23 protein-coding genes (1 of these 23 cut by a window edge) are annotated in these 25,581 nt (G+C 39.7%); 5 read left to right on the top strand and 18 right to left on the bottom strand.

Features of this window, described 5'->3' with window-relative positions; all coding sequences use genetic code 11:
* On the bottom strand, positions 1–20 hold the beginning of the coding sequence (locus AC3KZC_RS03825) for a tetratricopeptide repeat protein (RefSeq protein WP_490579075.1). The gene continues 838 nt to the left of window position 1, outside the view; only the first 20 of its 858 coding nucleotides appear in the window; its start codon is at positions 18–20; the stop codon falls past the left edge of the window.
* A 104-nt stretch (positions 21–124) separates the two neighbouring features.
* Here AC3KZC_RS03825 and AC3KZC_RS03820 point away from each other — a divergent pair, with 104 nt between their 5' ends.
* Positions 125–1,447, top strand: a complete 1,323-nt coding sequence (locus AC3KZC_RS03820) for a M20 metallopeptidase family protein (protein WP_490579076.1) — start codon at positions 125–127, stop codon at positions 1,445–1,447.
* A gap of 169 nt (positions 1,448–1,616) precedes the next feature.
* Here AC3KZC_RS03820 and AC3KZC_RS03815 read toward each other — a convergent pair whose 3' ends face one another.
* The 4 genes from AC3KZC_RS03815 to pomA form a co-directional block, all read right to left on the bottom strand.
* Positions 1,617–3,533 (bottom strand): DNA topoisomerase III, encoded by a 1,917-nt coding sequence (locus tag AC3KZC_RS03815; RefSeq protein WP_490579077.1) that lies wholly within the window; start codon positions 3,531–3,533, stop codon positions 1,617–1,619.
* 51 nt (positions 3,534–3,584) lie between these two features.
* Positions 3,585–4,061 (bottom strand): hypothetical protein, encoded by a 477-nt coding sequence (locus tag AC3KZC_RS03810; protein WP_490579078.1) that lies wholly within the window; start codon positions 4,059–4,061, stop codon positions 3,585–3,587.
* Positions 4,062–4,258: 197 nt separating this feature from the next.
* Positions 4,259–5,179, bottom strand: a complete 921-nt coding sequence (locus AC3KZC_RS03805; RefSeq protein WP_490579079.1) for a flagellar motor protein MotB — start codon at positions 5,177–5,179, stop codon at positions 4,259–4,261.
* A gap of 5 nt (positions 5,180–5,184) precedes the next feature.
* Positions 5,185–5,946 carry a flagellar motor protein PomA gene (gene pomA / locus AC3KZC_RS03800; protein ID WP_490579080.1) on the bottom strand — a complete coding sequence of 254 codons (762 nt, stop codon included), beginning with the start codon at positions 5,944–5,946 and terminating at the stop codon, positions 5,185–5,187.
* 261 nt (positions 5,947–6,207) lie between these two features.
* Between pomA and AC3KZC_RS03795 the strand changes: the two genes are divergently transcribed.
* The 3 genes from AC3KZC_RS03795 to dxs all read left to right on the top strand — a co-directional run bounded on the left by AC3KZC_RS03795 (position 6,208) and on the right by dxs (position 9,315).
* On the top strand, positions 6,208–6,450 hold the full coding sequence (locus AC3KZC_RS03795) for an exodeoxyribonuclease VII small subunit (RefSeq protein WP_490579081.1): 243 nt from the start codon (positions 6,208–6,210) through the stop codon (positions 6,448–6,450).
* A complete protein-coding gene (gene ispA, locus AC3KZC_RS03790; RefSeq protein WP_490579082.1) occupies positions 6,451–7,341 on the top strand; it encodes a (2E,6E)-farnesyl diphosphate synthase in 891 nt (296 codons plus the stop codon). It abuts the gene before it with no gap.
* A 111-nt stretch (positions 7,342–7,452) separates the two neighbouring features.
* Entirely contained in the window at positions 7,453–9,315 is a 1,863-nt protein-coding gene (gene dxs / locus AC3KZC_RS03785) for a 1-deoxy-D-xylulose-5-phosphate synthase (RefSeq protein WP_490579083.1), read from the top strand.
* 89 nt (positions 9,316–9,404) lie between these two features.
* Here dxs and AC3KZC_RS03780 read toward each other — a convergent pair whose 3' ends face one another.
* The 11 genes from AC3KZC_RS03780 to AC3KZC_RS03730 form a co-directional block, all read right to left on the bottom strand.
* Entirely contained in the window at positions 9,405–12,530 is a 3,126-nt protein-coding gene (locus tag AC3KZC_RS03780; protein WP_490579084.1) for a diguanylate cyclase domain-containing protein, read from the bottom strand.
* A 12-nt stretch (positions 12,531–12,542) separates the two neighbouring features.
* Complete coding sequence (locus AC3KZC_RS03775; protein WP_490579085.1) at positions 12,543–13,031, bottom strand: phosphatidylglycerophosphatase A family protein; 489 nt, start codon at positions 13,029–13,031, stop codon at positions 12,543–12,545.
* Positions 13,028–13,996, bottom strand: coding sequence for a thiamine-phosphate kinase (gene thiL / locus AC3KZC_RS03770; RefSeq protein ID WP_490579086.1), 969 nt, complete (start codon positions 13,994–13,996; stop codon positions 13,028–13,030). Before thiL ends, AC3KZC_RS03775 begins: the two co-directional genes overlap by 4 nt.
* A 40-nt stretch (positions 13,997–14,036) precedes the next feature.
* Entirely contained in the window at positions 14,037–14,447 is a 411-nt protein-coding gene (gene nusB, locus AC3KZC_RS03765) for a transcription antitermination factor NusB (RefSeq protein WP_490579087.1), read from the bottom strand.
* A 9-nt stretch (positions 14,448–14,456) separates the two neighbouring features.
* Positions 14,457–14,921 (bottom strand): 6,7-dimethyl-8-ribityllumazine synthase, encoded by a 465-nt coding sequence (gene ribH / locus AC3KZC_RS03760; RefSeq protein ID WP_305972900.1) that lies wholly within the window; start codon positions 14,919–14,921, stop codon positions 14,457–14,459.
* 110 nt (positions 14,922–15,031) lie between these two features.
* The gene (gene ribBA, locus AC3KZC_RS03755; RefSeq protein ID WP_490579088.1) at positions 15,032–16,141 is read right to left on the bottom strand and encodes a bifunctional 3,4-dihydroxy-2-butanone-4-phosphate synthase/GTP cyclohydrolase II; all 1,110 of its coding nucleotides are present in this window, start codon (positions 16,139–16,141) and stop codon (positions 15,032–15,034) included.
* A gap of 70 nt (positions 16,142–16,211) precedes the next feature.
* Complete coding sequence (locus AC3KZC_RS03750) at positions 16,212–16,868, bottom strand: riboflavin synthase (RefSeq protein ID WP_490579089.1); 657 nt, start codon at positions 16,866–16,868, stop codon at positions 16,212–16,214.
* 3 nt (positions 16,869–16,871) lie between these two features.
* Positions 16,872–17,993: a bifunctional diaminohydroxyphosphoribosylaminopyrimidine deaminase/5-amino-6-(5-phosphoribosylamino)uracil reductase RibD gene (gene ribD / locus AC3KZC_RS03745; protein ID WP_490579090.1), complete on the bottom strand. Its 1,122-nt coding sequence runs from the start codon at positions 17,991–17,993 to the stop codon at positions 16,872–16,874.
* A gap of 4 nt (positions 17,994–17,997) precedes the next feature.
* Entirely contained in the window at positions 17,998–18,447 is a 450-nt protein-coding gene (gene nrdR / locus AC3KZC_RS03740) for a transcriptional regulator NrdR (RefSeq protein ID WP_490579091.1), read from the bottom strand.
* A 168-nt stretch (positions 18,448–18,615) separates the two neighbouring features.
* Positions 18,616–19,872, bottom strand: coding sequence for a serine hydroxymethyltransferase (gene glyA / locus AC3KZC_RS03735; protein WP_490579092.1), 1,257 nt, complete (start codon positions 19,870–19,872; stop codon positions 18,616–18,618).
* A 252-nt stretch (positions 19,873–20,124) separates the two neighbouring features.
* Entirely contained in the window at positions 20,125–21,405 is a 1,281-nt protein-coding gene (locus AC3KZC_RS03730; RefSeq protein WP_490579093.1) for a sensor domain-containing diguanylate cyclase, read from the bottom strand.
* A gap of 196 nt (positions 21,406–21,601) precedes the next feature.
* Between AC3KZC_RS03730 and ettA the strand changes: the two genes are divergently transcribed.
* On the top strand, positions 21,602–23,266 hold the full coding sequence (ettA, locus tag AC3KZC_RS03725; protein WP_490579094.1) for an energy-dependent translational throttle protein EttA: 1,665 nt from the start codon (positions 21,602–21,604) through the stop codon (positions 23,264–23,266).
* A gap of 336 nt (positions 23,267–23,602) precedes the next feature.
* Here ettA and rpoS read toward each other — a convergent pair whose 3' ends face one another.
* On the bottom strand, positions 23,603–24,577 hold the full coding sequence (gene rpoS, locus AC3KZC_RS03720; protein WP_490579095.1) for an RNA polymerase sigma factor RpoS: 975 nt from the start codon (positions 24,575–24,577) through the stop codon (positions 23,603–23,605).
* Between the two features lie 102 nt (positions 24,578–24,679).
* Entirely contained in the window at positions 24,680–25,510 is an 831-nt protein-coding gene (locus AC3KZC_RS03715; RefSeq protein ID WP_490579096.1) for a peptidoglycan DD-metalloendopeptidase family protein, read from the bottom strand.
* Positions 25,511–25,581: the final 71 nt, after the last annotated feature.

Here is a 25,581-nt window from a genome sequence, read left to right as displayed (position 1 = left end):
AAATCTATTATATTACTCATCTTACTTGCCAATTGAATGATTATGTTTTGATATATGGTGTTAAAAGCTTATTTTACAAGCATTCATTCGTGTTTGATAACCAAAAATAACAATAGGAATTATCATGAAAACAAAGTCTCTGGCGTATTTAGCCTTACTTATCAGCAGTGCATGTAATGCAAACTCACTTGAGCAAACAGTGGATACTGCTTTGCCAAACCTTAAAAAGCTTTATATCGATTTACATCAAAACCCTGAACTCTCTTATCATGAAAAAGAGACAGCAAAAAAAATGGCACAACAACTATCCACTTTAGGTTTTGAGGTAACAGATAATTATGGTGGTTATGGCGTTGTTGGTATTTATAAAAATGGTGACGGACCTACTTTAATGATCCGTACAGATACTGATGGCTTGCCTATTATAGAGCAAACCAATAAACCGTATGCATCTAAAGTTACGACGATAGATCAACACAACAATACGGTCGGAGTAATGCATGGCTGTGGTCACGACATTCATATGACCAGCTTTATCGGCACCGCAGAACAACTGATCAATAGAAAAAATGAATGGCAAGGCACATTAATGATGGTAGCTCAGCCAGCCGAAGAAGTAGGCGCAGGAGCTAAAGCAATGCTCAATCAGGGGTTATTTGAACAAATAGCAAAACCTAGTTTTGTGATTGGGCTGCATGTAAGCGCAGGGGTTGAAGCTGGCAAAGTCGCGATTGCGCCAGATTATGCACTTACGAGTGTTGACTCTGTCGATATTACCGTAAAAGGTAAAGGAGGCCACGGTGCTTACCCACACCTAACGATTGATCCGGTTGTTATTGCTGCGCGTTTAGTATTGGCCCTTCAAACAATTACTAGTCGTGAAATTACCCCACTTGAACCCTCTGTACTTACTGTTGGTTCTATTCATGGAGGTTCAAAACACAATATCATTTCTAATGAGGTTAAATTACAGCTCACTCTTCGTTCTTATAATTCAGAAGTGCGAGATCAACAAATCGCTGCGATAAAACGCATTAGTGATGGTATCGCTATGAGTGCTGGGCTTGAAAAAAACCTTTATCCTGAAGTAAAGGTACATTATGAAGAGTCCATACCATCAACAATTAATGAGATTGCGCTTGCCAAGCAAGTTCGAAGTAGTATTGAAATTGAGTTAGGAGCAGACAATGTAATTACTGCCGAGCCAGTTATGGCTGGTGAAGATTTTGGTCTATATGGCAGAACAGAGCAATCAATTCCTATCACAATTTTTTGGTTAGGAGGAGTTAATCCTGAACAATACCAAAAAGCTCAACAATCAGGTGAAACTCTACCTTCATTACACTCCAGTTTATTTGCACCAGATTACCCTCTTACAATTAAAACAGGTGTTAGAGCGATGACCTCCGCTGCATTAGACTTATTTAAGGCTCAAACCTCCGATTAATCTACGCAGACAGTTAATAACAAGTTGTTTCCAAGTTACACACAAGAGGCGTGATGTGAATAAAGCATCAAGCCTTTTTCTAAACCATAAACCAAGTTCATTTAGCTTTTATTTTTTAAGACTGTTTAGGGAGCTATCATTTGATAACCCCCTTATCACGCTTTTGATATTATGAAACTGACTGTTTTGCAGTTGCTTTTCGCTTGCGATTAAAACGTTTTTTTATCGGTTGGGCTGGTAAATTACTAAACAGCGAATGATCACAATTTTTTGCTAAATTGATGAGTTCATGAAGCTGCGTTACTAAAGGCTGCATAAAATGCTGATAGCTTTGTTTTTTTTGTGCTATATCGGCAAGACTTGCTTCCCAAAGCGCGGTTAAATCAGGGCGCGTAATTATATCTGGGAGCATTTTTATTAAGGCCTGACCTGTTTCAGTCGACTTAATTTTTTTACCTTCTCGCACTAAAAAGCCACGCTTAAATAATAACTCAATGATACCTGCACGGGTTGCTTCAGTACCTAAGCCATCCGTATCCTTGAGTATTTTTTTTATTTCGGTGTCACTAACATAGCGGCTGATCCCTGTCATCGCCCCAAGTAGCGTAGCATCATTAAAATGAGCTGGCGGCTGGGTCATTTTTTCGACCAACTCCCCATTATCACAGTGTAATTGTTGCGCCTCTATTAATGGCGGTAACGTTTGTTCAGCTTGCAGCTCATCTTTACCCATTAAGACCTTAAAGCCCAGCTCTAGCTCTTGTTTTGCCGTAGTATTAAACTTACCACCTGAAATTTCTACCTCGACCTTGGTTTCATTAAATACATAAGCGGGATAAAACTGCGCTAGATAATGGCGGCTAATCAATTGGTAAATTTTAAGCTCATCTTTATCAAGACTATTAATCGGTAATTTTTTTGCGGTTGGGATGATGGCATGATGCGCTTCTACTTTACCATCATTCCAACATTTAGAACGAAGCGCTAAATCAGCTTGTGCAACTAACTTATTATCTTGCCCTTTATTTTGTGAGATTGCAGTGAGAACCTGTTTTGCTTCAAACCAATGTTCATTGGGTAAAAAACGATTATCTGACCGAGGGTAAGTAATCGCTTTGTGTTTTTCATATAAATTTTGGCACACATTAAGCACTGTTTGAGCTGACATCGCAAACGCTTTAGCTGCGTCTATTTGTAACGCAGATAAGTTATATGGTAGGGGTGGGTGTTGGCGCTTTTGTTGTTGCTGCAATTTTTTAACTAAAGCAGATTGTCCAGTAATACGTTTAACCACATTTTCTGCAAGCGCTTTAACAAGCACTCGGCCCTCTTCATCTTGATAAGGTAAACAAGCCTCACTGGGTTGCCATTTAACAGAAAATGTTTCTTGCTTATCTGTTATTAAATGAGCCAATACCTCATAAAATGGTTTTGAAACAAAATGAGCTATTTCTAAATCTCTGCGCACCACCAAACCTAAAATAGGGGTTTGCACTCGACCAACTGAGAGCACACGATGACATCCAGCTTTTTGCCCCGCCAAAGTATAGGCACGCGTTAAATTCATACCAAATAACCAATCGGCACGTGAACGGGCTAATGCTGATACAGAAAGCGGTATAAAATCATGATTAGAAGCAAGTTTGTCGAGCGCTTTTAATACTGCAGATGGATTTAAGTCACTGATTAATAATCGTTGAGTTTGTGATTTTTTACTCTCACTTGCGCCTGCAAACTCAATCACTTCATCAACCAGTAATTGCCCTTCCCTATCGGGGTCGCCAGCATTAACAAGAATATCAGCTTGTTTAATCAGCTTTTTTAAAACAGTAAATTGCTTACGAGTTTTTGGTTTTACAATCAATTGCCATTTTTGTGGCACTATAGGCAAATGATTTACATCCCACTTCTTAAAAAGCGGATTGTAATGATCAGGCTCAGCTTGCTCTAATAAATGACCAATACACCAAGAGACCACATCACCATTGGCAGCTTTAATAAAGCCATCGCCCTTTTGATGAGGTTTAGGTAATACATCGGCAATAGCGCGCCCTAATGACGGTTTTTCAGCAATGTAGAGTTTCATAAGAAATCAATTTTAACTGGTTATATATCCAGTATTTTAACACTCGAATAACTAAATAGACAAATGCTGTAATTTTTTTCTTTTTCTGAGAATTAACAATAAAGGGAGATAGCATACAATTAACGTTGCTATATTGATGATAGGTAAAAGCGTTTGATAAAGATAATTGCTGTAGGATAAATCCCAAAGGTGACGGTCCAACAATCGAAATAATTGCAGTAAAGGGGCTGATACAACAATTAATTGACCAATAATACTTTGCCATAAATAAACTTTATCTTTTAAAGCCCAGTTAGCGATTACAGCCATCCACGCAATATCGATTGCAGCCCAAAAAAGATACCTGTAGACAAACATATCTTTATCTACCGTTTTTATAAACGACTCAGACAAATTGCCGATTAAAAAAAAGAAGATTGTTACTAACACGAAATTAAAGGCGAGCTTATCCTTGCGCACAAAAAAAATAACAGCAGCAGGTAATAACAAAAAAACCATACTGCTGTTTACTATTTTTAATATAGCCACATACCATTCAGGCATTTGAATTAATCTTTTTTCACCGGTGGCTTATCAGGTGGATTACTATCGTCACCACCACCATTACCTGGCATATACGTATATTTATCGATTTTCTTCATTTCATTTGTCCTTAAATAAAAACTAAACTAGATTGCTTAGCCAGCCTAGTTAATCTTTTTTCATTAAAAAAATCAACAAATAACTTATTTTTGTACATCAATTGGGTCAGACTCTTTTGCCTTACCTTGCATGATTGAGATTTCAACTCGACGATTTCGCTTACGTGACTCACTATCTTCATTTGGAACCATAGGACGAGTATCTGCATGACCAATTACAACCATACGATTTTTATCAAAACCTGACACTTTTTGCATTTCACTCGCAACCGCAACAGAACGTTTTGCTGATAAATCCCAATTATTAAAATACAGCTCATTACTTACTTGATAATCATCCGTATGTCCCGATACGGTAATTTCACCTGGCACATCTTTGAGCAAAACCGCTATTTTTTGAATAATTGGCTTAAATTGGGGTTGTAAAAATGCGCTACCCGATGGAAAAGAGCCATTTTCACGAATACGAATAATAATTTGCTGACCTAAGGATTCAAGCTCAATAGCACCATCTTGAATTTGTTCTTCAAGTTGCTGTGCTATTTTTTTAACTAATTCATTAACTTGCTCTTGATCAGCTGTTTTTTCGGATGCTGCAGCTTCCGACTTAGCGGTGCTTTGTGACTCACCACCCCGTTTGTTTCCTCGCTGCTCCTGGCGACCGCCTGCTGAATCTTCATCACCAGCCTGAAACTCCAACATTTGCTGGGTCATTTCAGACGTTTGCTGCTGAATAGTTTCAATTGGCGACGGATCCGGTTTTCCTGGCCTGAACTCCATCGCGATGACACTTGTTCCTTTTGGAATATCTTTGACTTCTAATTTATTTTGCACACCAAATGCAAATTTCATTGAACCTGCTATTTGTTTAAATTTAAGCACATCCATTTCAGACATCGCCAGCAACAGCACAAAGAAGCACATCAATAACGACATTAAATCAGCAAACGTTCCCATCCAAGCTGGAAGCCCTGGAGGTGGACACTTACACTTGGCTTCCGACATATCGGCTAACCCTCCGTATCTACATTACGTTTAGATTCTGGTAGATAGTTTTTCAATATACCTTCGATGACCTTTGGATTTTGGCCATCTTGAATACCAAGCACCGCATCTAATATCAAGTTTTGATTAAGCTCTTCTTCCGCTTTACGGACTTGAAGCTTTGCAACGATTGGAATTGCGATTACATTTGCTAAAAACGCACCATATAAGGTGGTTAATAAGGCTACCGCCATAGCAGGACCAATCGCTTTTGGATCGTCCATGTTTGATAACATAGCAACTAAGCCGATTAAAGTACCAATCATGCCCATTGCAGGTGCCACGTCACCTAATGCTTTGAATAAGGTAGAGCCAGCATCGTGGCGTTCGGAGGTGAGTGTAATATCTTTTTGTAATGTTTCTCGAACGACATCTGCATCGTGACCATCTACGAGCATGTTTATGCCTTTTTGCATAAAAGCGTTTGGAATTTCAGCTTCTTCTAATGCTAAAAAACCCCCTTTACGAGCCGAATCAGCTAATTCCACTGCTTTTTCAATTAACTCATCAGGGCTTTCGATTTTAAACATAAACGCTTTACCAGCCACTTTTCCAATACCAAAAAATTGCCCCATGGTAAAGTTGGATAACACAACAAATAACGAACCACAAAATACAATCAAAACTGAAGGGATATCGACGAACATACCAAGGTCGCCACCTAGAATCATCGCCATGACGATAAAGCCTATTGCACCTACCATGCCTATTAACGTTGCTAAATCCACTGGCCCTCCGAGGGAAATCTATAAAAATCATTAGTTAACATAAAACTGTACTTATAATATAGGTCGTTTTTAGTATCGGCAAACTCTAAAATAACTTAAATCTAACTATAGCGTTAATTTTAATTTGAAAGCATTTTTTAAGCATGACTCCAGCGCATCATGCCACTGTTTTTTATTAAGACAGTGAGATAAATTGAATTACAACCCGATTCCCCCTAGAATCCCCCATTAACTAACTCAATCCCATGATATGACGACAATATGGCAACTAAAAAACCAGAAAACCTCAGTTTTGAAGATGCAATGCATGAACTGAGCAGCATAGTAGCAGATATGGAAACTGGTAATCTCACACTTGAACAGTCGCTTAAACAATTCGAGCGTGGTATCCAATTAGCACAAGTCTCATCTACTAAATTGCAACATGCTGAGCAAAAAGTCAGCATTTTAATGGGAAATGATCCGCAAGCCAAATTAACTCCTTTTGAAGCGGCAGCTGAATAAGTGACTATAAAAAGACTCATTTTAGATAATCAGCTTCGAGTTGAGCGTATCCTTGATACTTTATTAGCTCAACCTATGATTACTGACCCAAATTTGCTTGCCGCATCCCGTTACAGTTTATTCAACGGAGGTAAGCGCATCCGCCCTTGCCTGACATATGTCACTGGAGAAATATTAGGAGCTAATCCTGATGACTTAGATTTAGTGGCAGCAGCGGTTGAATGTATTCATAGCTACTCTTTAATTCATGATGACTTACCAGCCATGGATGATGATGATTTACGCAGAGGAAAGCCCACTTGTCATATTGCATATGATGAAGCAACAGCTATTTTGGCGGGGGATGCGCTGCAAACATTCGCATTTGAAATATTATCATCTAACCGCTTCAAAGCGATTAGCGCGCAGCAGCAAGTCATGTTGGTAGCAAACTTAGCTCGAGCATCAGGTTTAAAGGGGATGTGTGGTGGGCAGGCCTTAGATATTTCAGCTACCAATCGCGTAATAAACCTAGATCAATTAGAGCAAATCCATCAATTGAAAACAGGTGCATTATTAACAAGTGCGATTACAATGGGTGCCATTTGTGCCCCCAAAGCAACGCCTGAAATTTTGCATCACTTGAATGTCTTTGGCGAAAATATTGGCTTAGCGTTTCAAGTGCAAGACGATATTCTTGATATTGAGGGAGATACGGCTACGTTAGGCAAACCTCAAGGATCTGATTTAGAAGCAAATAAATCAACATACCCAGCTCTTTTAGGGTTAGAACAAGCGAAATTAAAATCTCAGCAATTATATGAAAATGCACTTAACGCATTAGCAAAAATACCTGAAGATACGACACTATTAGCACAATTAGCCGCGTATATCGTTTCTAGAGATCACTAACAACTAAATACAAAGCCTTAAATTATGCCGCTTGAAACAACAAAAGAAAAAGAACAAGCGCATTTTTAATGTATAATCGAGCCAGTAAAGTAAGGATAATCATTAAATATCATGACCGTTGATAATAGCAAATATCCCTTATTGGGTTTAATCGATGAGCCAGCACAATTACGCGAGCTCCCTCAAGAGCGATTAACTGCTTTAAGTACTGAATTAAGAGAATATTTACTCACATCAGTATCACAAAGCAGTGGCCACCTTGCGTCTGGCCTTGGCACTGTAGAACTGACAGTTGCGTTGCATTATGTGTATAACACACCCGAAGACCGTCTGATTTGGGATGTGGGTCATCAAGCATACCCACACAAAATTCTAACGGGTCGACGTGACCAAATGCATACCATTCGTCAAAAGAATGGTTTACACCCATTTCCATATCGAGAAGAAAGCCTATACGATACATTTAGTGTAGGCCATTCAAGTACCTCAATTTCAGCTGCTCTAGGCATGGCTATTGCTGCAAAAAAAGAAGCCAAAAACCGTAAAGTAGTTGCTGTTATTGGTGATGGCGCAGTAACTGCGGGTATGGCATTCGAAGCAATGAACCATGCAGGAGATCTCGATGCTGATATGCTAGTCATTTTAAATGACAATGAGATGTCAATTTCTGAAAATGTTGGCGCACTAAATAATCATTTAGCACGCATCCTATCAGGTAGCTTTTATACCAATATTCGTGAGGGCGGAAAAAAATTATTATCTGGCATGCCTCCAGTAAAAGAACTTGCCAGCAAAATGGAAGAACACCTAAAAGGCATGGTTGTTCCTGGCACTTTTTTTGAAGAGCTTGGATTTAATTACATCGGACCTATAGATGGTCACGATGTAAACATGCTGTGTGATACCCTTCGTAACATGCGTAACTTAAAAGGCCCACAGTTACTTCATGTCCGCACTCAAAAAGGCAAAGGTTACCAGCCAGCCGAAGCGGATCCTATCGGCTATCATGGTGTGCCAAAATTTGACCCTAACGAGTCGAGCTTACCTAAATCAAAACCAGCCGCCCCCACCTTCTCTAAAGTGTTTGGTGATTGGTTATGTGATATGGCGGCGCAAGATAACAAACTAATGGCTATCACTCCAGCCATGCGAGAAGGTTCGGGAATGGTCCGCTTTTCAAAAGAGTATCCAGCGCAGTATTTTGATGTAGCAATTGCAGAACAACATGCAGTTACGTTTGCAGCTGGCCTTGCTTGTGAAGGACTCAAGCCTGTTGTCGCTATTTACTCAAGCTTTTTACAACGTGCATACGATCAACTTATTCATGATGTTGCACTACAAAACCTGCCTGTTTTGTTTGCTATTGATCGAGCTGGAATTGTTGGTGCAGATGGCGAAACCCATCAAGGTGCGTACGATTTAAGTTTTATGCGCTGCATTCCAAATATGGTGATCATGGCACCGAGTGATACCAACGAATGCCGTAATATGCTTTATACGGGCCACACGCTAAACCAACCTGCCGCAGTGCGTTATCCTCGAGGAAGTGCTGGAGAGTACGTAGCTAATTCCCCAATGCAAGCAATTACCATTGGTAAAGCAAATACGATCCGGACAGGTGAAAAAGTCGCAATTCTCTCATTTGGTACTTTGCTTGAAAATGCACAGCCAGTTGCAGAACAATTAAACGCAACCTTGGTCGATATGCGCTTTATCAAGCCGATTGATTGTGATTTATTAACCAAACTTAGTAAGACCCACCAGTATTTTATTACGTTAGAAGATAACGCAATACAAGGTGGTGCAGGCTCTGCCGTGAATGAGTTTGTCATGAACGAAAAATTAGCAGTACACGTTTTAAATTTAGGGATCCCTGATGAGTTCATTAAACATGGTACCCAAAATGAAATGCACAGTGAGATGGGGTTAGATAGCGCTGGTATTTTGGCAAAAATCAGCGATTATATTGCCTAAACCTCATTTCAAATAAAAAACCCAGTGAACAACTGGGTTTTTTATGTTTTAAATTCAATAAAATTAAGCAACACGTTTAATTGAGCGCTCTAGATTTTCATCGACCAACGTTCTTGCATCCAAATATGTAATTTTGCTAATTGAGTATCAAGTAAATCGGTTAATTGTTTTTCAATAATTTCATTATCTTCAAATTCAAATGCATCGAGTTGCTCATCAAAAGTAAAGGTCGCAACCCCATTTCGACCTCGCTCTTTGACTTTATGAAGAGCCAAATCAGCCAAGTTAATTGAAGTTTCCCAACCGATTATTTGACCACCCAATAAAGGCAACGGATAAAAAGCCCAACCTAATGAACTTGATAAATGCACTGTTTTGCCATTAGGTAATTTAAACTTATGACCTGCAATAGTTCGGCACAGATTTTTCGTATAGTCATCAATAGCGTTGCGTTTCATATCGCGTAGTAATAGCAAAAACTCATCACCACTCCAACGCACAACATAATCGGATCCTTGTGTTTTACCAATCAATAACGTCGCCACTTGTTGTAAACAACTATCACCAAATATGGGCCCGTAGGCATCATTAATTCGACTAAATTCATCGAGGTTCACTATCACTAGCGCCAAGGCTTTACCTTGCCCTTCTAAACTGTCACGATTACGTTGGTAATGTTCAATATCTTTAGGAAGCTGATCAAATAGGAAACGCCGACTTCGCAGACCTGTTAGTTCATCGGAGTGACTCACTTGCTTTAATTGTGAATTAGCTAAATTTAATTTGTTATTAGTATCCGTAAGCTCTGTAGTACGAGCCTCTACTTGCTTTTCAAGCTCAACTTGTTTACGTCGCTCTTGATTACGATAAATCAAAAAGATAGCGTATAGCAAGGTGATAAATAAACTCACCATTAACAATCTAAAATAAACAGTTTCATCAAACCGCTTAGCTATGTTGACAGTAAGGCGCGTTTTAACAGCTTGATCCCAAGTCATACTTTGGCGTTTAACCTCGAGTTCAAAGGTAAACTCCCCTGGCGGTAAATTAGTATAAATAGCTTCACGTCGACGATTTGCAAAACGCCAAGACTTATCAAAATTTACTAATTGATAGCGAAACTCCAAGCTATTAGGGGCATAAAAATCAATTGCGGAGTAGTTAATTGTTAAATCACGCGCATCAACATCAATTGTGCCGATACCATTTTTTACTCGGTGTTCTAAATTTGTTGTGCTAATGCTCTCAACAATTGGTTCTAACGTAGCTTGACCAAAAAGTTCGATATCTTTTGGTATTTCGATTAACCCTTGCAAACTTGGATACCATAATGAATCACCGGTATCGGCAACGGCATCTTGCCCTTTGCCAGCGCAGCATTGGCTGAGCTTACCATCAAGTTGGCGGTCAAATGAGCTCAAGACTTGTTCGATTTGAATATTATTTATTTTATGACTAAATTGCGCAGCTGGCATGCGATACACACCTTTTAAATTACTCACCCAAATGTGCTGATATTTTTCATCATAATGAAGGCTTAAAATAGATCCATACGGTAAACCATTAGATGCATCAAGTTGGTGCCACTCATTATCTAATGTCCGGTAGAATAAGCCATTTGTCATAGTACCAATCAATATCACATGTTCGGGTAGCTCGAGCATACTACTGACGCTTGCATTAGCCAGCGCTGAGTTCGTTGCTATGGGGTCAATACCTTTATCACTAAATCCATACGCACCTTTTGTTGTACCAAGCCAGTTATAGTTCTCACTAATAAGCTGATAGGTGATTTTGTTACTACCTAAATGTGCGTTATGAATAAAGGATTTTAAACCGCTGTACCCTAATCGATATAAACCGCGTTCAGTACCAAACCATAATGAGCCGTCTGCAGAACGATTAATCGAGTTTACTGAGTTAGTTCTAAGGATCCGCTCTGTCGGACGATGCACACCATTATTATCATGAATAAATAAACCATTCTCGGTATTAATAAATAAACGGTCGTTATCAAAATACAAGCTTTGCACTTTGGCATTTTGATAATCATTACTATTAATTTTAGTGGTAAATACTTTATCTTCGTTATAAAAACCGATACCTGAGCGACTCGCTACCCACAACACTTTTTTTGGTGACAACCTAACAGCATCAATGGGTTCTTTTATGTCGGCAAGGGTCGCATGACGATTAACTAAGCCCTTGTGTGCTTGCCATAAGCCATCGCTTGAACTGGCTAACCAGATATTATTATGGCGGTCGCGCATAATGTCGTTAAACCAAGTTTGCGCAAGCTCTAAAGAATCCACACCTTCCCACTCACCCGATGGGTCACGATAACTTAATCGCCCTTCGGTCGACGCCCAAATGCCGCCATCTGAGTCACTCATGATTTTATAAGTGGCTTTTTTAATCGCATAGGGGATGGCTATCGCGCGCAACTCCTCATCGACATCGAGTTTATATGCGCCCGCTTCTGAGGCTAAAAACAAATTACCTTCAAGCCACGCTAAATCCGTCACTATGGTTTGCGCTAAGCTGTCAGGTAATGCAACTTTGGCGGTGATTTCTAATTTTACTGCAGATTTTGAGCTCAGCTGATACGTCAGTCGTAATAAATTACGTTCATTTACCAGCCAAATCCCTTGAGGTGATAAGGCCATTTTACTGACCGAACCTATAATACGACCCACTAATTTTTTTTGAGTTCGGCTACCGTCATCATTCGGCCACACAGGAGCCTCACTATTAGCGAGGAGCTGATTGATAGGTATAAATTTTTCATTAAAAAAGAGATAAAGGCCATTTGCTGCAATCCAAATCCGACCTTCTTTATCAGCCAGAATGTCATGCACAGCGCCATTAACGTTAAAAGTAGCGTAATCAAACGAGCGAGGATCAAGGCGTACTAAACCACTTTTACTGCCAATCCATAACAAGCCATCTTGGTCGAGTTGCAATTTATTTATTGCATTACTTTGTAAAAATTCAGCGTTAGCAGTGCTGTAATTTGTGAAGTTCATGCCATCAAAACGACTCAGGCCAAACTGAGTGCCTACCCAGATATAGCCTTGTCGGTCTTGAACAATACTGGTTAATGATTGTGACGCGAGTCCATCGCTGGTGCTCCACTTTTTAACGACATAATCATTAATAGAAGCAAAGCAGCTAACACTCAAAAAGAGGCATAAACAGACTAACGTTTTAATCACACTGAACTCTTTTTATCCTAAATACCCTGTTTTAAACAAAGCTTGGACAATAATCAATGAAAATAATCCTGCTGCGACATCATCAATCATGATCCCAAAACCACCTTTGACTTGTTTATCCAATAATTTTATTGGCCAAGGCTTTAAAATATCAAAGAAACGAAATAACAAAAACCCTACAAGTAACGACTGCCAACTAATAGCAGCGCCTATCATAGTGATATAAAAACCAGCAATTTCATCCCAAACAATTGCTGAATGATCATGCACTTGAACATCTTTTGCGGTTTTTCCACACAACCAAATACCAACCACACTAAGTAGTAGCGCAACCACAACCTGCCATTGCCAGCCTAGCTGTGCGGTTGCAAAGATAAACGGAAGGGCAGCTAATGTGCCAAATGTACCTGGCGCTTTTGGCGCTAAACCCAAGCCAAAACCCAAGGCCAAAAACTGGTGCGGTTTTTTTAAATTAAACGCTATTTTGTGCTGCACAATCATTCCTCAGCAAAGTGTTGGTAACCTTGGCCTGTAAAAGTAAACTTTTCACCTTTGTTTAAAAGCTCAACTGTACCTTCATTACCACGGATTTGACCGATACAAACAGCCTCAACGCCGTATTGACGCAAACTTAAATCAAGCATGCCTTTTTTATCTTCGGGTACAGTAAATAGCAACTCGTAATCATCGCCATATGCAAGTACAAATGGCCAACGCTCATCTTCTGTTAATGAGGCTCGCAGCGATTCTGATGTGGGAATTTTATCTACATTAATCACAGCACCGACCATCGACATCGTTAATATATGCTTTAAGTCAGCCAATAAACCATCTGAGATATCAATACATGATGAGGCTAAATTACGCAGTACCTGACCTGCGGCAACACGCGGGCTGGGGTATTCAAAACGTTGTTTTAATTTGGCTAAATGCTCAGGACGCACATTAAAACGACCTTTCTGCGTTTCAATAGCAAGCCCTGCATCACCTAGTGGCCCTGATAAATAAATCCAATCGCCATTTCTAGCACCCGAGCGAGTAATTGCTTTACCCGTTGGAATAGTGCCTTTTGCACAAATTGTGATTGTTAAAGGCCCTTGAGTGGTATCGCCGCCAACAATTTGTACATTAAAATATTCTGCAATTTCATGCATCCCTGCCGTAAACTCTTCAAGCCATTCAATATCGGCATGCGGTAACGTTAGTGCTAATGAAATCCAAGCAGGTTCTGCACCCATCGCAGCTAAATCACTTAAATTTACTGCAAGTGCACGATGCCCTAAAGCCCGAGCTGGCATATCTTTAAAAAAGTGAACCCCCTCAACTAAGGTATCTGTAGTAACCACTAACTGACAATTTTCAGGAACGGTCATTACAGCGGCATCATCACCTATACCTAACTTCACATCTTTACGGGTAATACCTCGGCCTTTAAAGTACCGGCTAATCAATTCAAATTCACGCATACACAAAAAAGCCGGGCTAAGCCGGCTCCCTCTATTTTGATTAAGCTTTTAATTCTTTAACTGCTTTATCAAGCACGCCATTTACAAATTTATGGCTGTCTTCAGCACCGAACATTTTTGCCAGTTCAATCCCTTCGTTAATCGCAACTTTATAAGGTACGTCTTCACGGAATTTAAGCTCATAAGCTGATAAACGAAGAATAGCTTTTTCAACAAAATCAATATCTTCGTATGGGCGAGCAAGATGCGGAGCTAAAATCACATCCAATACTTTATGCTGTACGGCCACGCCACATGCTAAATCTTTGAAGTATTCAACATCGATTTTGCTGATGTCGTTTTCAAGTAACATTTGTTGTTCGATATCGGCAATGGCATTACCACTTACTTGCCATGAATAAATCGCTTGTAGTGCTAAAACACGGGCTTTACGTCTCGCTGCAGGTTTCACATCAATTCCTTAAATTTGGTCAAGAACATTTACCATTTCAAGCGCACCAAGAGCAGCTTCGCCGCCTTTGTTACCCATTTTGGTTCCTGCTCGTTCAATAGCTTGTTCAATGCTTTCTGTGGTTAGCACACCAAAAGCCACTGGAATGTCATACTCAAGAGACACTTGAGCTAAACCTTTATTCGATTCACCCGCAACTAAATCAAAGTGCGGTGTACCACCACGGATCACTACACCGAGTGCAATAATCGCGTCATATTCTTTTTTAGCAGCAACACGTTTTGCTACTAACGGTAACTCAACCGCACCAGGCACATAAATAACGGTAATGTCGTCGTCATTTACGCCACCAGTACGTTTTAAAGTATCAACAGCGCCTGCTAGTAAGCTACTACCAATAAAGCTATTAAAACGAGAAATGACAATGGCAAATTTTTTGCCCGTTGCATTCATATTACCTTCAATAATTTTCATCCGAAGCCCTTAAACTGGTTTTAAACTGATGCGCAAAAATCGGCGCGCATCATAACATAAAAAGCTCAACTATATTAGCGTTAATAATGAGCGGTGTTGGTTTTAACTTTTTAAGGCTCGACGTATTCGATTACTTCTAAGCCAAAGCCTGATATTGCGTGATATTTTTTCGGTAAACTCATCAAACGCATTTGATGAATACCTAAGTCAGCAAGTATTTGTGAGCCTACGCCCACGGTACGAGATGTACCTTGAAACTTACGCAATTGCGTGGTTTCGCCATTATCTTGTGCTTCAAGTGCTTTTACAATTGATTCGAGTTCTGCAGAACTTTCTTGCTTACCAAGAATAACGACAACACCCCCTTCACTTGCAACGCGCTGCATCGCATTAGCTAATGTCCAGCTGCGATCGGCGACACGGTCGGATAATAATAAATCATTAAATGTACTTTGTAAGTGCACGCGCACTAAGGTTGGAGTATTAGATTCAACAACGCCGTTGACCAACGCATAATGTAGTTGGCCATCAATTGTATCTTTGTAAGTAACAAGATCAAATGTACCGTGCTCTGTTGGCAGTTTACACTTGGCAACACGCTCAATCGTTGCTTCATTTAAATTACGGTATTCGATTAAATCGGCTATGGTCCCAATTTTTAAACCATGTTGCTGGGCAAAAACCTCAAGATCAGGACGACGCGCCATTGTGCCGTCTGAGTTAAGAATTTCAACAATCACAGATGAAGGCTCACACCCCGCTAAACGCGCTAAATCGCAACCCGCTTCGGTATGCCCAGCTCGAGTTAATACACCACCCGGTTGCGCCATAATTGGAAAAATATGACCTGGTTGTACGATATCAGTCGGTACAGCGCCTTTAGCAACCGCAGCTTGAACAGTGCGAGCGCGATCTGCAGCTGAAATTCCTGTGGTCACTCCTTTTGCAGCTTCAATCGACATAGTAAAGTTGGTAGAAAACTGTGCGCCGTTATTGCGAACCATTAATGGTAAATCAAGCTGGCGACAACGGTCTTGTGTTAACGTTAAACAAATTAAGCCGCGACCATAAGTGGCCATAAAGTTGATAGCGTCTGCACTGATGTGCTCGGCTGCCATAATTAAGTCACCTTCATTTTCACGGTCTTCGTCATCCATCAGAATAACCATTTTACCGGCACGAATGTCTTCAATAATTTCTGCTGCGCTGTTGAGTTTCATTGCTTACTCGCTGTTGCTGTTGTCATTTAAATAGAACACTATTAAACGTTTTAATTAAGATAATGGAGTGTTACATAAAACCGGCTTGGTTTAATAAATCCATCGTTACATTATTTTTCATCGGTTCTGCGGCTGCTTGTTGCGTTAATAAACGCTCCATATAACGCGCGAGTTGATCAACTTCTAAGTTAACTGTTGAGCCAACTTTAAATTGACTGATGGTCGTTTCTATCGCCGTATGCGGCACTATCGTCAATTTAAATTGCGACGCATTAATTTCATTAACCGTCAAACTAATACCATCAATACAGACAGAACCTTTATAAGGGATATATTTCAATAATTGCGCCGGTGCGCTGAGCCAATAATCAACCGCACGCCCCTTTGTTTGTATTGCCACCACGGTCGCAATTCCATCAATATGCCCAGAGACTAAATGACCACCTAAACGCGATGTCGGGGTAAGGGCTTTTTCTAGATTGACTTTTTGCCCTACGGTGTAATGGGCAAAACCAGTTAAACTTAGCGTTTCTTGCGAAACATCAGCCATAAAGCCGTCAGCTAACAAGCGTACAACCGTTAAACAAACACCATTGGTAGCGATACTATCGCCTAGTTGAACGTCAGATAAATCTAGCTTACCTGTTTTCACCGTTACAGATAAATCGCCCCCTACTTTTTTCAGGGCACTGATTTGGCCAACGGCTGCAATAATTCCAGTAAACATAAGTTAATGATCACTCTTTTTATAAGTTGCCGTAATTTTTAAGTCGACACCAACCATAGTGATATCGTCTATCGATAATTCAGGTACTTCAGCCATAGATTCTAACATGGGTAAGTGTAAAAGGCTTTTGCCGCTATGACCGATTAATTTTGGTGCGAGGTAAAAAATAAACTGATCAATCAAACCTTGTTGTGCCATTTTCCCAGCTAAAGTATGGCCAGCTTCAAGCCAAACGTTATTAACGCCTAAACCAGCCAATAAGATCATTGCTTGGCGCAAATCCACATAGCCATTTTCTTCAGGCACAACCAGATGAGTTACAAAGTGAGGCCACTGATGCGAATTATCAACAGCCGTTGTTAAGATAATGACCGGGCTCTGTATTTGAAAAAAAGCAAGATCCGGTGTTAAACGATGCTTAGAGTCAATCACAACGCGAATTGGCTGGCGCAATTTGTCTAAAGAAAAAGGTGGATTAATAAGTTCATCATAACGCACATTCATTTTAGCATTATCAACCAGTACGGTGTCGGCACCGGTCAATACCGCGCAGCTTTGCGCACGATAATCTTGCACTTGAGCCCGAGCAAGCGGACTTGTTATCCATTTACTTTGCCCATTAGCCAGAGCGGTTTTGCCATCAAGAGTGGCAGCTAATTTACACTGCACAAACGGCATATTACATCGCATGCGCTTTAAAAAACCAACATTGAGCGCTTCAGCCTCAACTTGCATTAAACCAAAAGCAGTTTCAATTCCCGCTTGTTCTAATATCGCTAAACCACGCCCACTGACCGCTGGATTTGGATCAACCATGGCTGCAATGACCTTAACAATACCAGCATTGACTAATGCCACTGCACAAGGACCCGTGCGACCTGTATGGCTGCATGGCTCTAAAGTAACATAAGCAGTCGCACCTTTAGCATGTTCTTTTGCTTGCATTAAAGCATGAACTTCAGCATGGCCTTCGCCCGCTTTTTGATGATATCCCTGCCCAACTATCTGGCCATCTTTAACTAGCACACAACCTACGTTGGGATTAGGTGATGTGGTATAGCAGCCTTTTTTTGCTAACTCAATCGCAAGGGCCATAAATTGATAATCAAGTTCTGTAAAACTCATAAGGTTACTCTGCTAACCGAGCGATCTCTTCGCCAAATTCTTTGACATCTTCAAATGAACGATAAACAGATGCAAACCGCACATAGGCTACTTTATCGAGTTTTTTCAATGCTTCCATGATGCATTCGCCAACAATATGACTCGGTATTTCACGCTCACCTGTTGAACGAAGTTGCGACATAATACGGTGCACAACCTCTTCGATTTGTTCAGTGCTCACAGGACGCTTTTCAAGTGCACGGTGTAAACCATTCATCAACTTATCTTCATTAAAGGGCTCGCGACTACCGTCTTGTTTAATGACTCGCGGCATCACTAATTCTGCACCTTCAAAGGTGGTAAAACGTTCTTTGCATTCGTTGCACTCTCGACGACGGCGCACCTGATGGCCACTGCCAACTAGGCGAGAATCTATAACTTTAGTTTCTTTAGCAGTACAAAATGGGCAATACATACTCGTTCAACCTCTATATGCAACAATGCAGATTAGCTCAATCAACTTTGCATGCCTGATTGAGCACAAAATTCGCCGTTTTATCAATAAAAAAAGCCACTTAAAAAAGTGGCCTTATAATAACAAAAATTAATTCGCTTGTGCGCTAAATTAATTACAGTAGAAGAATTAAGCGTAAACAGGTAACTTTTTACAAATTGCTTTTACTTTCTCTTTTACTTGAGCTTGAACAGATACATCGCTGATGTTATCCAAAACATCACAAATCCAACCGGCCAGCTCTTTTGATTCTGCTTCTTTGAAACCACGACGAGTGATTGCTGGAGAACCAATACGTAAGCCTGAAGTAACAAATGGTGAACGAGGATCGTTAGGCACAGAGTTTTTGTTCACAGTAATGTTTGCATTACCTAGTGCCGCATCAGCATCTTTACCCGTAATATCTTTATCTATTAAATCTAATAAAAATAAATGATTTTCTGTTTTGCCAGATACAACCTTGTAGCCACGTTCTTGCATAACAGCAACCATGGCTTGTGCATTTTTAACAACTTGCGCTTGGTATGTTTTGAATTCTGGCTGTAGTGCTTCTTTAAATGCAACGGCTTTAGCTGCGATAATGTGGCATAAAGGACCACCTTGACCACCAGGAAAAACAGCACTATTTAATTTTTTATAAATAGCTTCATCGCCACATGCAGATAAAATTAATCCACCACGTGGGCCAGCTAATGTTTTATGAGTTGTTGTTGTTAATACGTGAGCAAACGGAACTGGGCTTGGATAAACGCCTGCAGCCACTAAACCTGCAACATGAGCCATATCAACAAATAAATATGCACCAACTTTATCTGCGATTTCGCGGAATTTAGCCCAATCAACAATACCTGAATAAGCAGAAAAACCACCAATAATCATTTTAGGCTTGTGCTCAAGTGCCAACGCTTCAACTTGTGCGTAGTCAATCTCACCTGTTTCAGCATTTAGACCGTATTGAATTGCGTTGTATAATTTGCCAGAAAAACTTACATGAGAACCATGAGTTAAGTGACCACCATGAGCAAGACTCATACCTAACACTGTATCACCAGCTTCTAATAAAGCTAAAAATACCGCTGCATTTGCTTGAGAACCCGCATGTGGTTGCACGTTTGCGTAATCAGTACCAAATAATTCATTTGCACGGTCAATTGCTAATTGCTCAACAACATCAACATGTTCACAACCACCGTAATAACGCTTGCCTGGGTAGCCTTCTGCATATTTGTTAGTTAATTGTGAGCCTTGAGCCTCTAAAACGCGTGGGCTACAGTAGTTTTCTGAAGCAATAAGCTCAATGTGTTCTTCTTGACGAGCTGTTTCTTTATTGATTGCTTCAAATAACTCTGGATCAAAATCTGCGATGTTCATGCTGCGTTCTAACATGGGTTCTCCTAGTTGCAACGTATTAAAGGATCAAATTAATGGATCAAACAAGGCGCTATTGTACGCATAAAAGCCGTATTTGCCTACATTGAGAAAGTGAGCATATTTAAACAGCAATTGAAAAAATTTCACAGTGCTTTAAAGATGATATTTTTTAATCAGATACATAAGTAAAGGATATATAAAAAACAAAATGCATTAGTATTTTAAATTTAAAATATTAATATTTTTCAGTTTAAAGCGTGTGATAAATTATTTTTCAAACACACAGTTACGACCGGCTGATTTTGCTTGATACAGCGCTTTATCTGCGCGCAATAAAATGTCATCAAGTTTGGTATCACTTGCCGCTACCGCACTCAACCCAATACTGATAGTAAAACGAACAACGTCGCCAGAAAGACATTTCACAACCAACTGCTGAATGTTATGTCGGATGCGCTGCGCAATCACATTAGCCGCTGCGACATCTGTCTTAGGTAAAATGATGGCAAATTCTTCCCCCCCAATCCGACTTACAAAATCAAGCTCTCGCACCGTATTTACAAAACAATTAGAAACAGCAATTAATACCTCATCACCAACTGCGTGACCAAAATTGTCGTTAATTTTTTTAAAATAATCTAAGTCCAGCACTAAGATCACAAATTGGCAGCCATGGCGTAAAAAACGCGCTAATTCCGAATTACCTTGTGCTGTAAAGCTACGTCGATTAGGCAATTGCGTTAATTCATCTGTTGAAGCCAAGCGCTGATATTGCTCTTTTAACTTAATTATTTCGGTAGTATCTGTCGACATACCGACAAATGAAACAACCTCATTATCTGCATTAGTAAGGGGCACCTTGGTGGTCCAATAATAACGAATCTCCCCTTTTTCATCTATGAATTGCTCTTGACCTGTCACTTTTTTACCTGATGTTAAAACCTGTTTATCAAGCAAATCAAAATCAACCGACGCAACGCTACCTAAGCACTCTTCAGCTGTTTTACCCAGCAAAGCTTGTGGTTTTTGACCAAATAATTGTGCTGTTTTTTTATTTGTATACAAAAATTGAGAATTACTATTTTTCATATAGATATAAGCATCAATATTATTAAGCACAGTATCGAGCAAAGCTTGTTTTTCATGTAATTGCTTTTCAAGCAGCTTACGCTCGGTTATATCGGTTGAAATACCGTACATGCCAATCACGTTACCCGCTTCATACAAAGGTTTTTTGACTGTCCAGTAATAGCGTGTTTCGCCTGTACTTTTAACCGTATTTTTTTCCTCGCATTCAATTTCAATCCCTTGCTCCATGACCTTACGATCATTTTCTTGCAAGTTTTCAATATGCTCTGAAGAAAAAAAATAGCTATCATCTAAACCAATCAACTGCTCTAAAGAACACGAGAACAACTCAACAACCTTTTGATTTGCATAGGTATAACAACCATTGACATCTTTAATGTAAATATAGGCACCCACATTATCGATAGTTGTTTTTAAGGTATTGAGTTCGAGTTTTAGCTGTTGCAATTGATGAGTCACTTAGACTGGCCTTTTTAAAGTACAGCGATGAAAAATAGTTATAAAGTATTATAATGGATTGATAAGCGTAATGACATTAATTGTAACTAAATGTTATAAATTTGGATAAGTAATTGTATTTACGTTTCAAACATTGCTCCTTATGTCAGCTTCTTCTAAAATACGGCTAATTTCATAATTCACGAATGGATTTTTAATGGCTCAGTATATTTATACCATGTCACGGGTGAGCAAAGTTGTGCCACCTAAGCGTACAATTTTAAAAGATATCTCTTTATGTTTTTTCCCAGGTGCCAAAATAGGTGTGCTTGGTTTAAACGGTTCAGGTAAATCAACCTTACTTCGCATTATGGCTGGTATAGATAATGAGTTTGAAGGTGAAGCACGCCCACAACCAGGCACTAAAATCGGTTACTTACCTCAAGAACCTGTCCTAGACGAAAGCAAGTCAGTAAAAGAAATCATTGAAGAAGCTGTGAGTGAAGTAAAAAATGCACTGAAGCGTCTGGATGAAGTTTATAACGAGTACGCACTTGATGGTGCTGATTTTGATGCACTTGCAAAAGAGCAAGGCGAGCTTGAAGCGATTATTCAAACGCATGACGGTCACAATATTGACAACGTACTTGAGCGTGCTGCCGATGCCCTTCGCTTACCTGAGTGGGATGCAAAAATCGCCACATTATCCGGGGGTGAGCGCCGTCGTGTTGCACTGTGTCGTTTATTATTAGAAAAACCTGACATGTTGCTACTTGACGAACCGACTAACCACTTAGATGCTGAATCAGTTGCATGGTTAGAGCGCTTCTTACATGATTATGAAGGCACCGTTGTGGCTATTACTCACGACCGTTATTTCCTTGATAATGTTGCAGGTTGGATTTTAGAACTTGACCGTGGTTATGGAATTCCATGGGAAGGTAACTACTCTTCGTGGTTAGAGCAAAAAGACGCTCGTTTAAAACAAGAAGAAAAGTCTGAGCAAGCCCGTCAAAAATCAATTTCACAAGAACTTGAGTGGGTACGTTCTAATCCTAAAGGTCGCCAAGCGAAATCAAAAGCACGTATGGCGCAGTTTGCTGAGCTACAACAATCTGATTACCAAAAACGCAATGAAACCAATGAGCTATTTATTCCACCAGGCCCTCGCTTAGGTGATAAAGTACTTGAAGTTAGCAATTTACGTAAAAGCTATGGCAACCGTTTATTGATTGATAACTTAAGCTTTGCCATCCCTAAAGGCGCCATTGTGGGCATTATCGGTGCCAATGGTGCTGGTAAATCAACACTATTTAGGATGCTAAGTGGTCAAGAGCAAGCCGATAGTGGCGACATTGTTTTAGGTGACACAGTTCAATTAGCAACGGTTGATCAGTTCCGCGGTAACATGAATGAAAACAATACCGTATTTAATGAAGTGTCTGATGGATTAGACATGTTAAAAATTGGTAACTTTGAAATTCCAAGCCGCGCATATGTGAGCCGTTTTAACTTCAAAGGAAACGACCAACAAAAATTCGTTAAAGAATTATCCGGTGGTGAGCGTAACCGTTTACATTTAGCCAAGCTATTAAAAGCTGGCGGCAACATGATTTTACTCGATGAGCCAACCAATGATCTTGACGTAGAAACGCTACGCGCACTTGAAAATGCGATACTTGAATTTCCAGGCTGTATTATGTGTATCTCGCATGACCGCTGGTTCTTAGATCGTATTGCGACTCACATCCTCGATTATCGTGATGAAGGTCAAGTAAATTTCTATGAAGGTAACTTTACCGAATACGAAGAGTGGATGAAAAAAACTTTTGGTGCTGAGTCTATTCAACCTAAGCGAATTAAATACAAACGCATTGGCTAATAGCCTGAGATTAAAGATCCCCTTCGAGATAATGTCGTTCACTTAAGGTGAACGGCATATTTTTATCGCAAGAATATATTATTTATATTTTGCGCAAGGTGCGCTAAACAATTAGACGCTGAGTACGAATGGACAATCTTGGGGTCTATGATATCAGCTAATGATCAAAATTCGGTAAAATGGTTACTTGAAGTACGCGCTAACACCTCTAGCAGTTCCATAAAAAATCCGATGACATGTGAGTTCATCGGATTGTTACATCTATAGAAGAATCGTCAACTGAACAATTAAACATTTATTAACTGAGCAGTATTACCCTTCGAGGCATTTTCAATATTATTGAAATAATGACTCAATATTTAAACCTTGGTGCATTAATATTTCTTTTAAACGACGCAGCGCTTCAACTTGTATTTGTCTTACTCGCTCACGTGTTAAACCAATTTCTTTACCTACGTCTTCTAGGGTAGATGGCTCATAGCCTAACAAACCAAACCGTCTTGCTAATACTTCTCGTTGTTTAGCATTTAGCTCTTCAAGCCAATGAACGATGTTCTCGCGAATATCTTCATCTTGGATGCAACTTTCAGGACCACCGCCCTTTTCATCGGCTAAGATATCCAACAAAGCTTTTTCGGAATCACCACCAATTGGCGTATCAACTGAAGTGATTTTTTCGTTTAGGCGCAACATTTTAGTTACATCTTCAACGGGCCGGTCTAATTTTTCGGCTATTTCTTCAGCTGTTGGTTCGTGGTCTAACTTTTGCGTTAACTCACGCGCAGTACGTAAATATACATTTAACTCTTTTACAACGTGAATTGGTAGTCTTATAGTACGCGTTTGATTCATGATCGCACGTTCTATTGTTTGGCGGATCCACCAAGTAGCATACGTTGAGAATCTAAAACCACGCTCAGGATCAAATTTTTCGACCGCACGGATTAGTCCTAAGTTACCTTCTTCAATCAAATCGAGTAACGCTAGACCTCGGTTATTGTAGCGACGGGCTATTTTTACCACTAAACGTAAATTACTTTCAATCATACGTTTACGTGATGCTTCGCATCCTTTTAAAGATTTTCGAGAGAAGTAAACTTCTTCTTCAGCACTTAATAAAGGAGAAAAACCAATTTCACCAAGATAGATTTGTGTCGCATCTAAATTTTTAACCACCGCCTCTTTTGCGATGATTTCTTCATCAGCATCATCTTCGTCTTCAATGGTATCAACATCATCAAGATCCTCATTCTCATCCATTAAGTCATCTTGAATATCATCATCCATTACTTTTTTAGATTTGCTTTCCATAGCATTCTCCGTAACCGCTTCTAATTTAACTGTGCGAACCATAAGCATTCTCCCGAGCTAAGTTAAGTAAATTTTATTACTCTTTCAACACGATTTGCGCCCCTAATGCCTAGGCAAATATTTCGCAGGATTAACAGATTTACCTCGGAACCGAATTTCAAATCGAAGTCCTGTACTGGATGACTCTGTACTACCCATCTCTGCTATTTTTTGCCCTACTTTTACTTCCTGTTTTTCTTTCACTAATAATGCTGCATTATGTGCATAAGCACTTAGATAATCGTCATTATGTTTAATGATAATTAAGTGTCCATAACCTCTTAATGCATCACCTGAATATACTACGGTGCCTGAGGCTGCAGCATAAACCGGCGTTTTAGCTTTATTCGTTATAAACAATCCTTTATAGCCATTATCTTTATTAGAAAAAGTATTTGTGACCTTTCCTTCTACCGGCCAACGCCACTTAATACTAGCTTCATTTACCACAGTTTCAGATGACTGTTTTTGTATGGCTTGTTTTTGACCATACTCCGCTTGTTTTTTGGGATCAAGCTCTTTTTGTAAGTTTTTGTTATTTTTTTGTTGCGAAACTGTAGACTTAACTATCTTTTTTGAGTATTTTGTCGCATTTTTATTTTTTTCCTGAGTAGGCGTTAATTGCAATAGTTGACCAGGGTAAATTGTATAAGGACTGCTAATTGCGTTGATTTTAGCTAGTTCACGAAAATCTACATTTGCTCTAAAAGCAATAGAGTAAAGAGTCTCACCTTGCCTGACTTTATACTGACCTTGACTAAGGTGAATTTTTTGTTGTAACGAAGTCTGACCAGATGAAAGATTTGAAACGGGAGCTGGCGTTGTTCTGCTTGTGCATCCCCAAATAAAGACACTACAAGCTAGAATAAATGTTTGTGTAAACTTTAAATTCAAAGTGCGCCCCGAAATTAACAACAGATTAAACAGGTAAACACCGCAAATGCGGCAAATCCCCAAGTTGACCA

The organism is Pseudoalteromonas sp. J2K-J031 (assembly GCF_058197095.2).
This window is presented reverse-complemented; position numbering and strand designations above follow the sequence as displayed.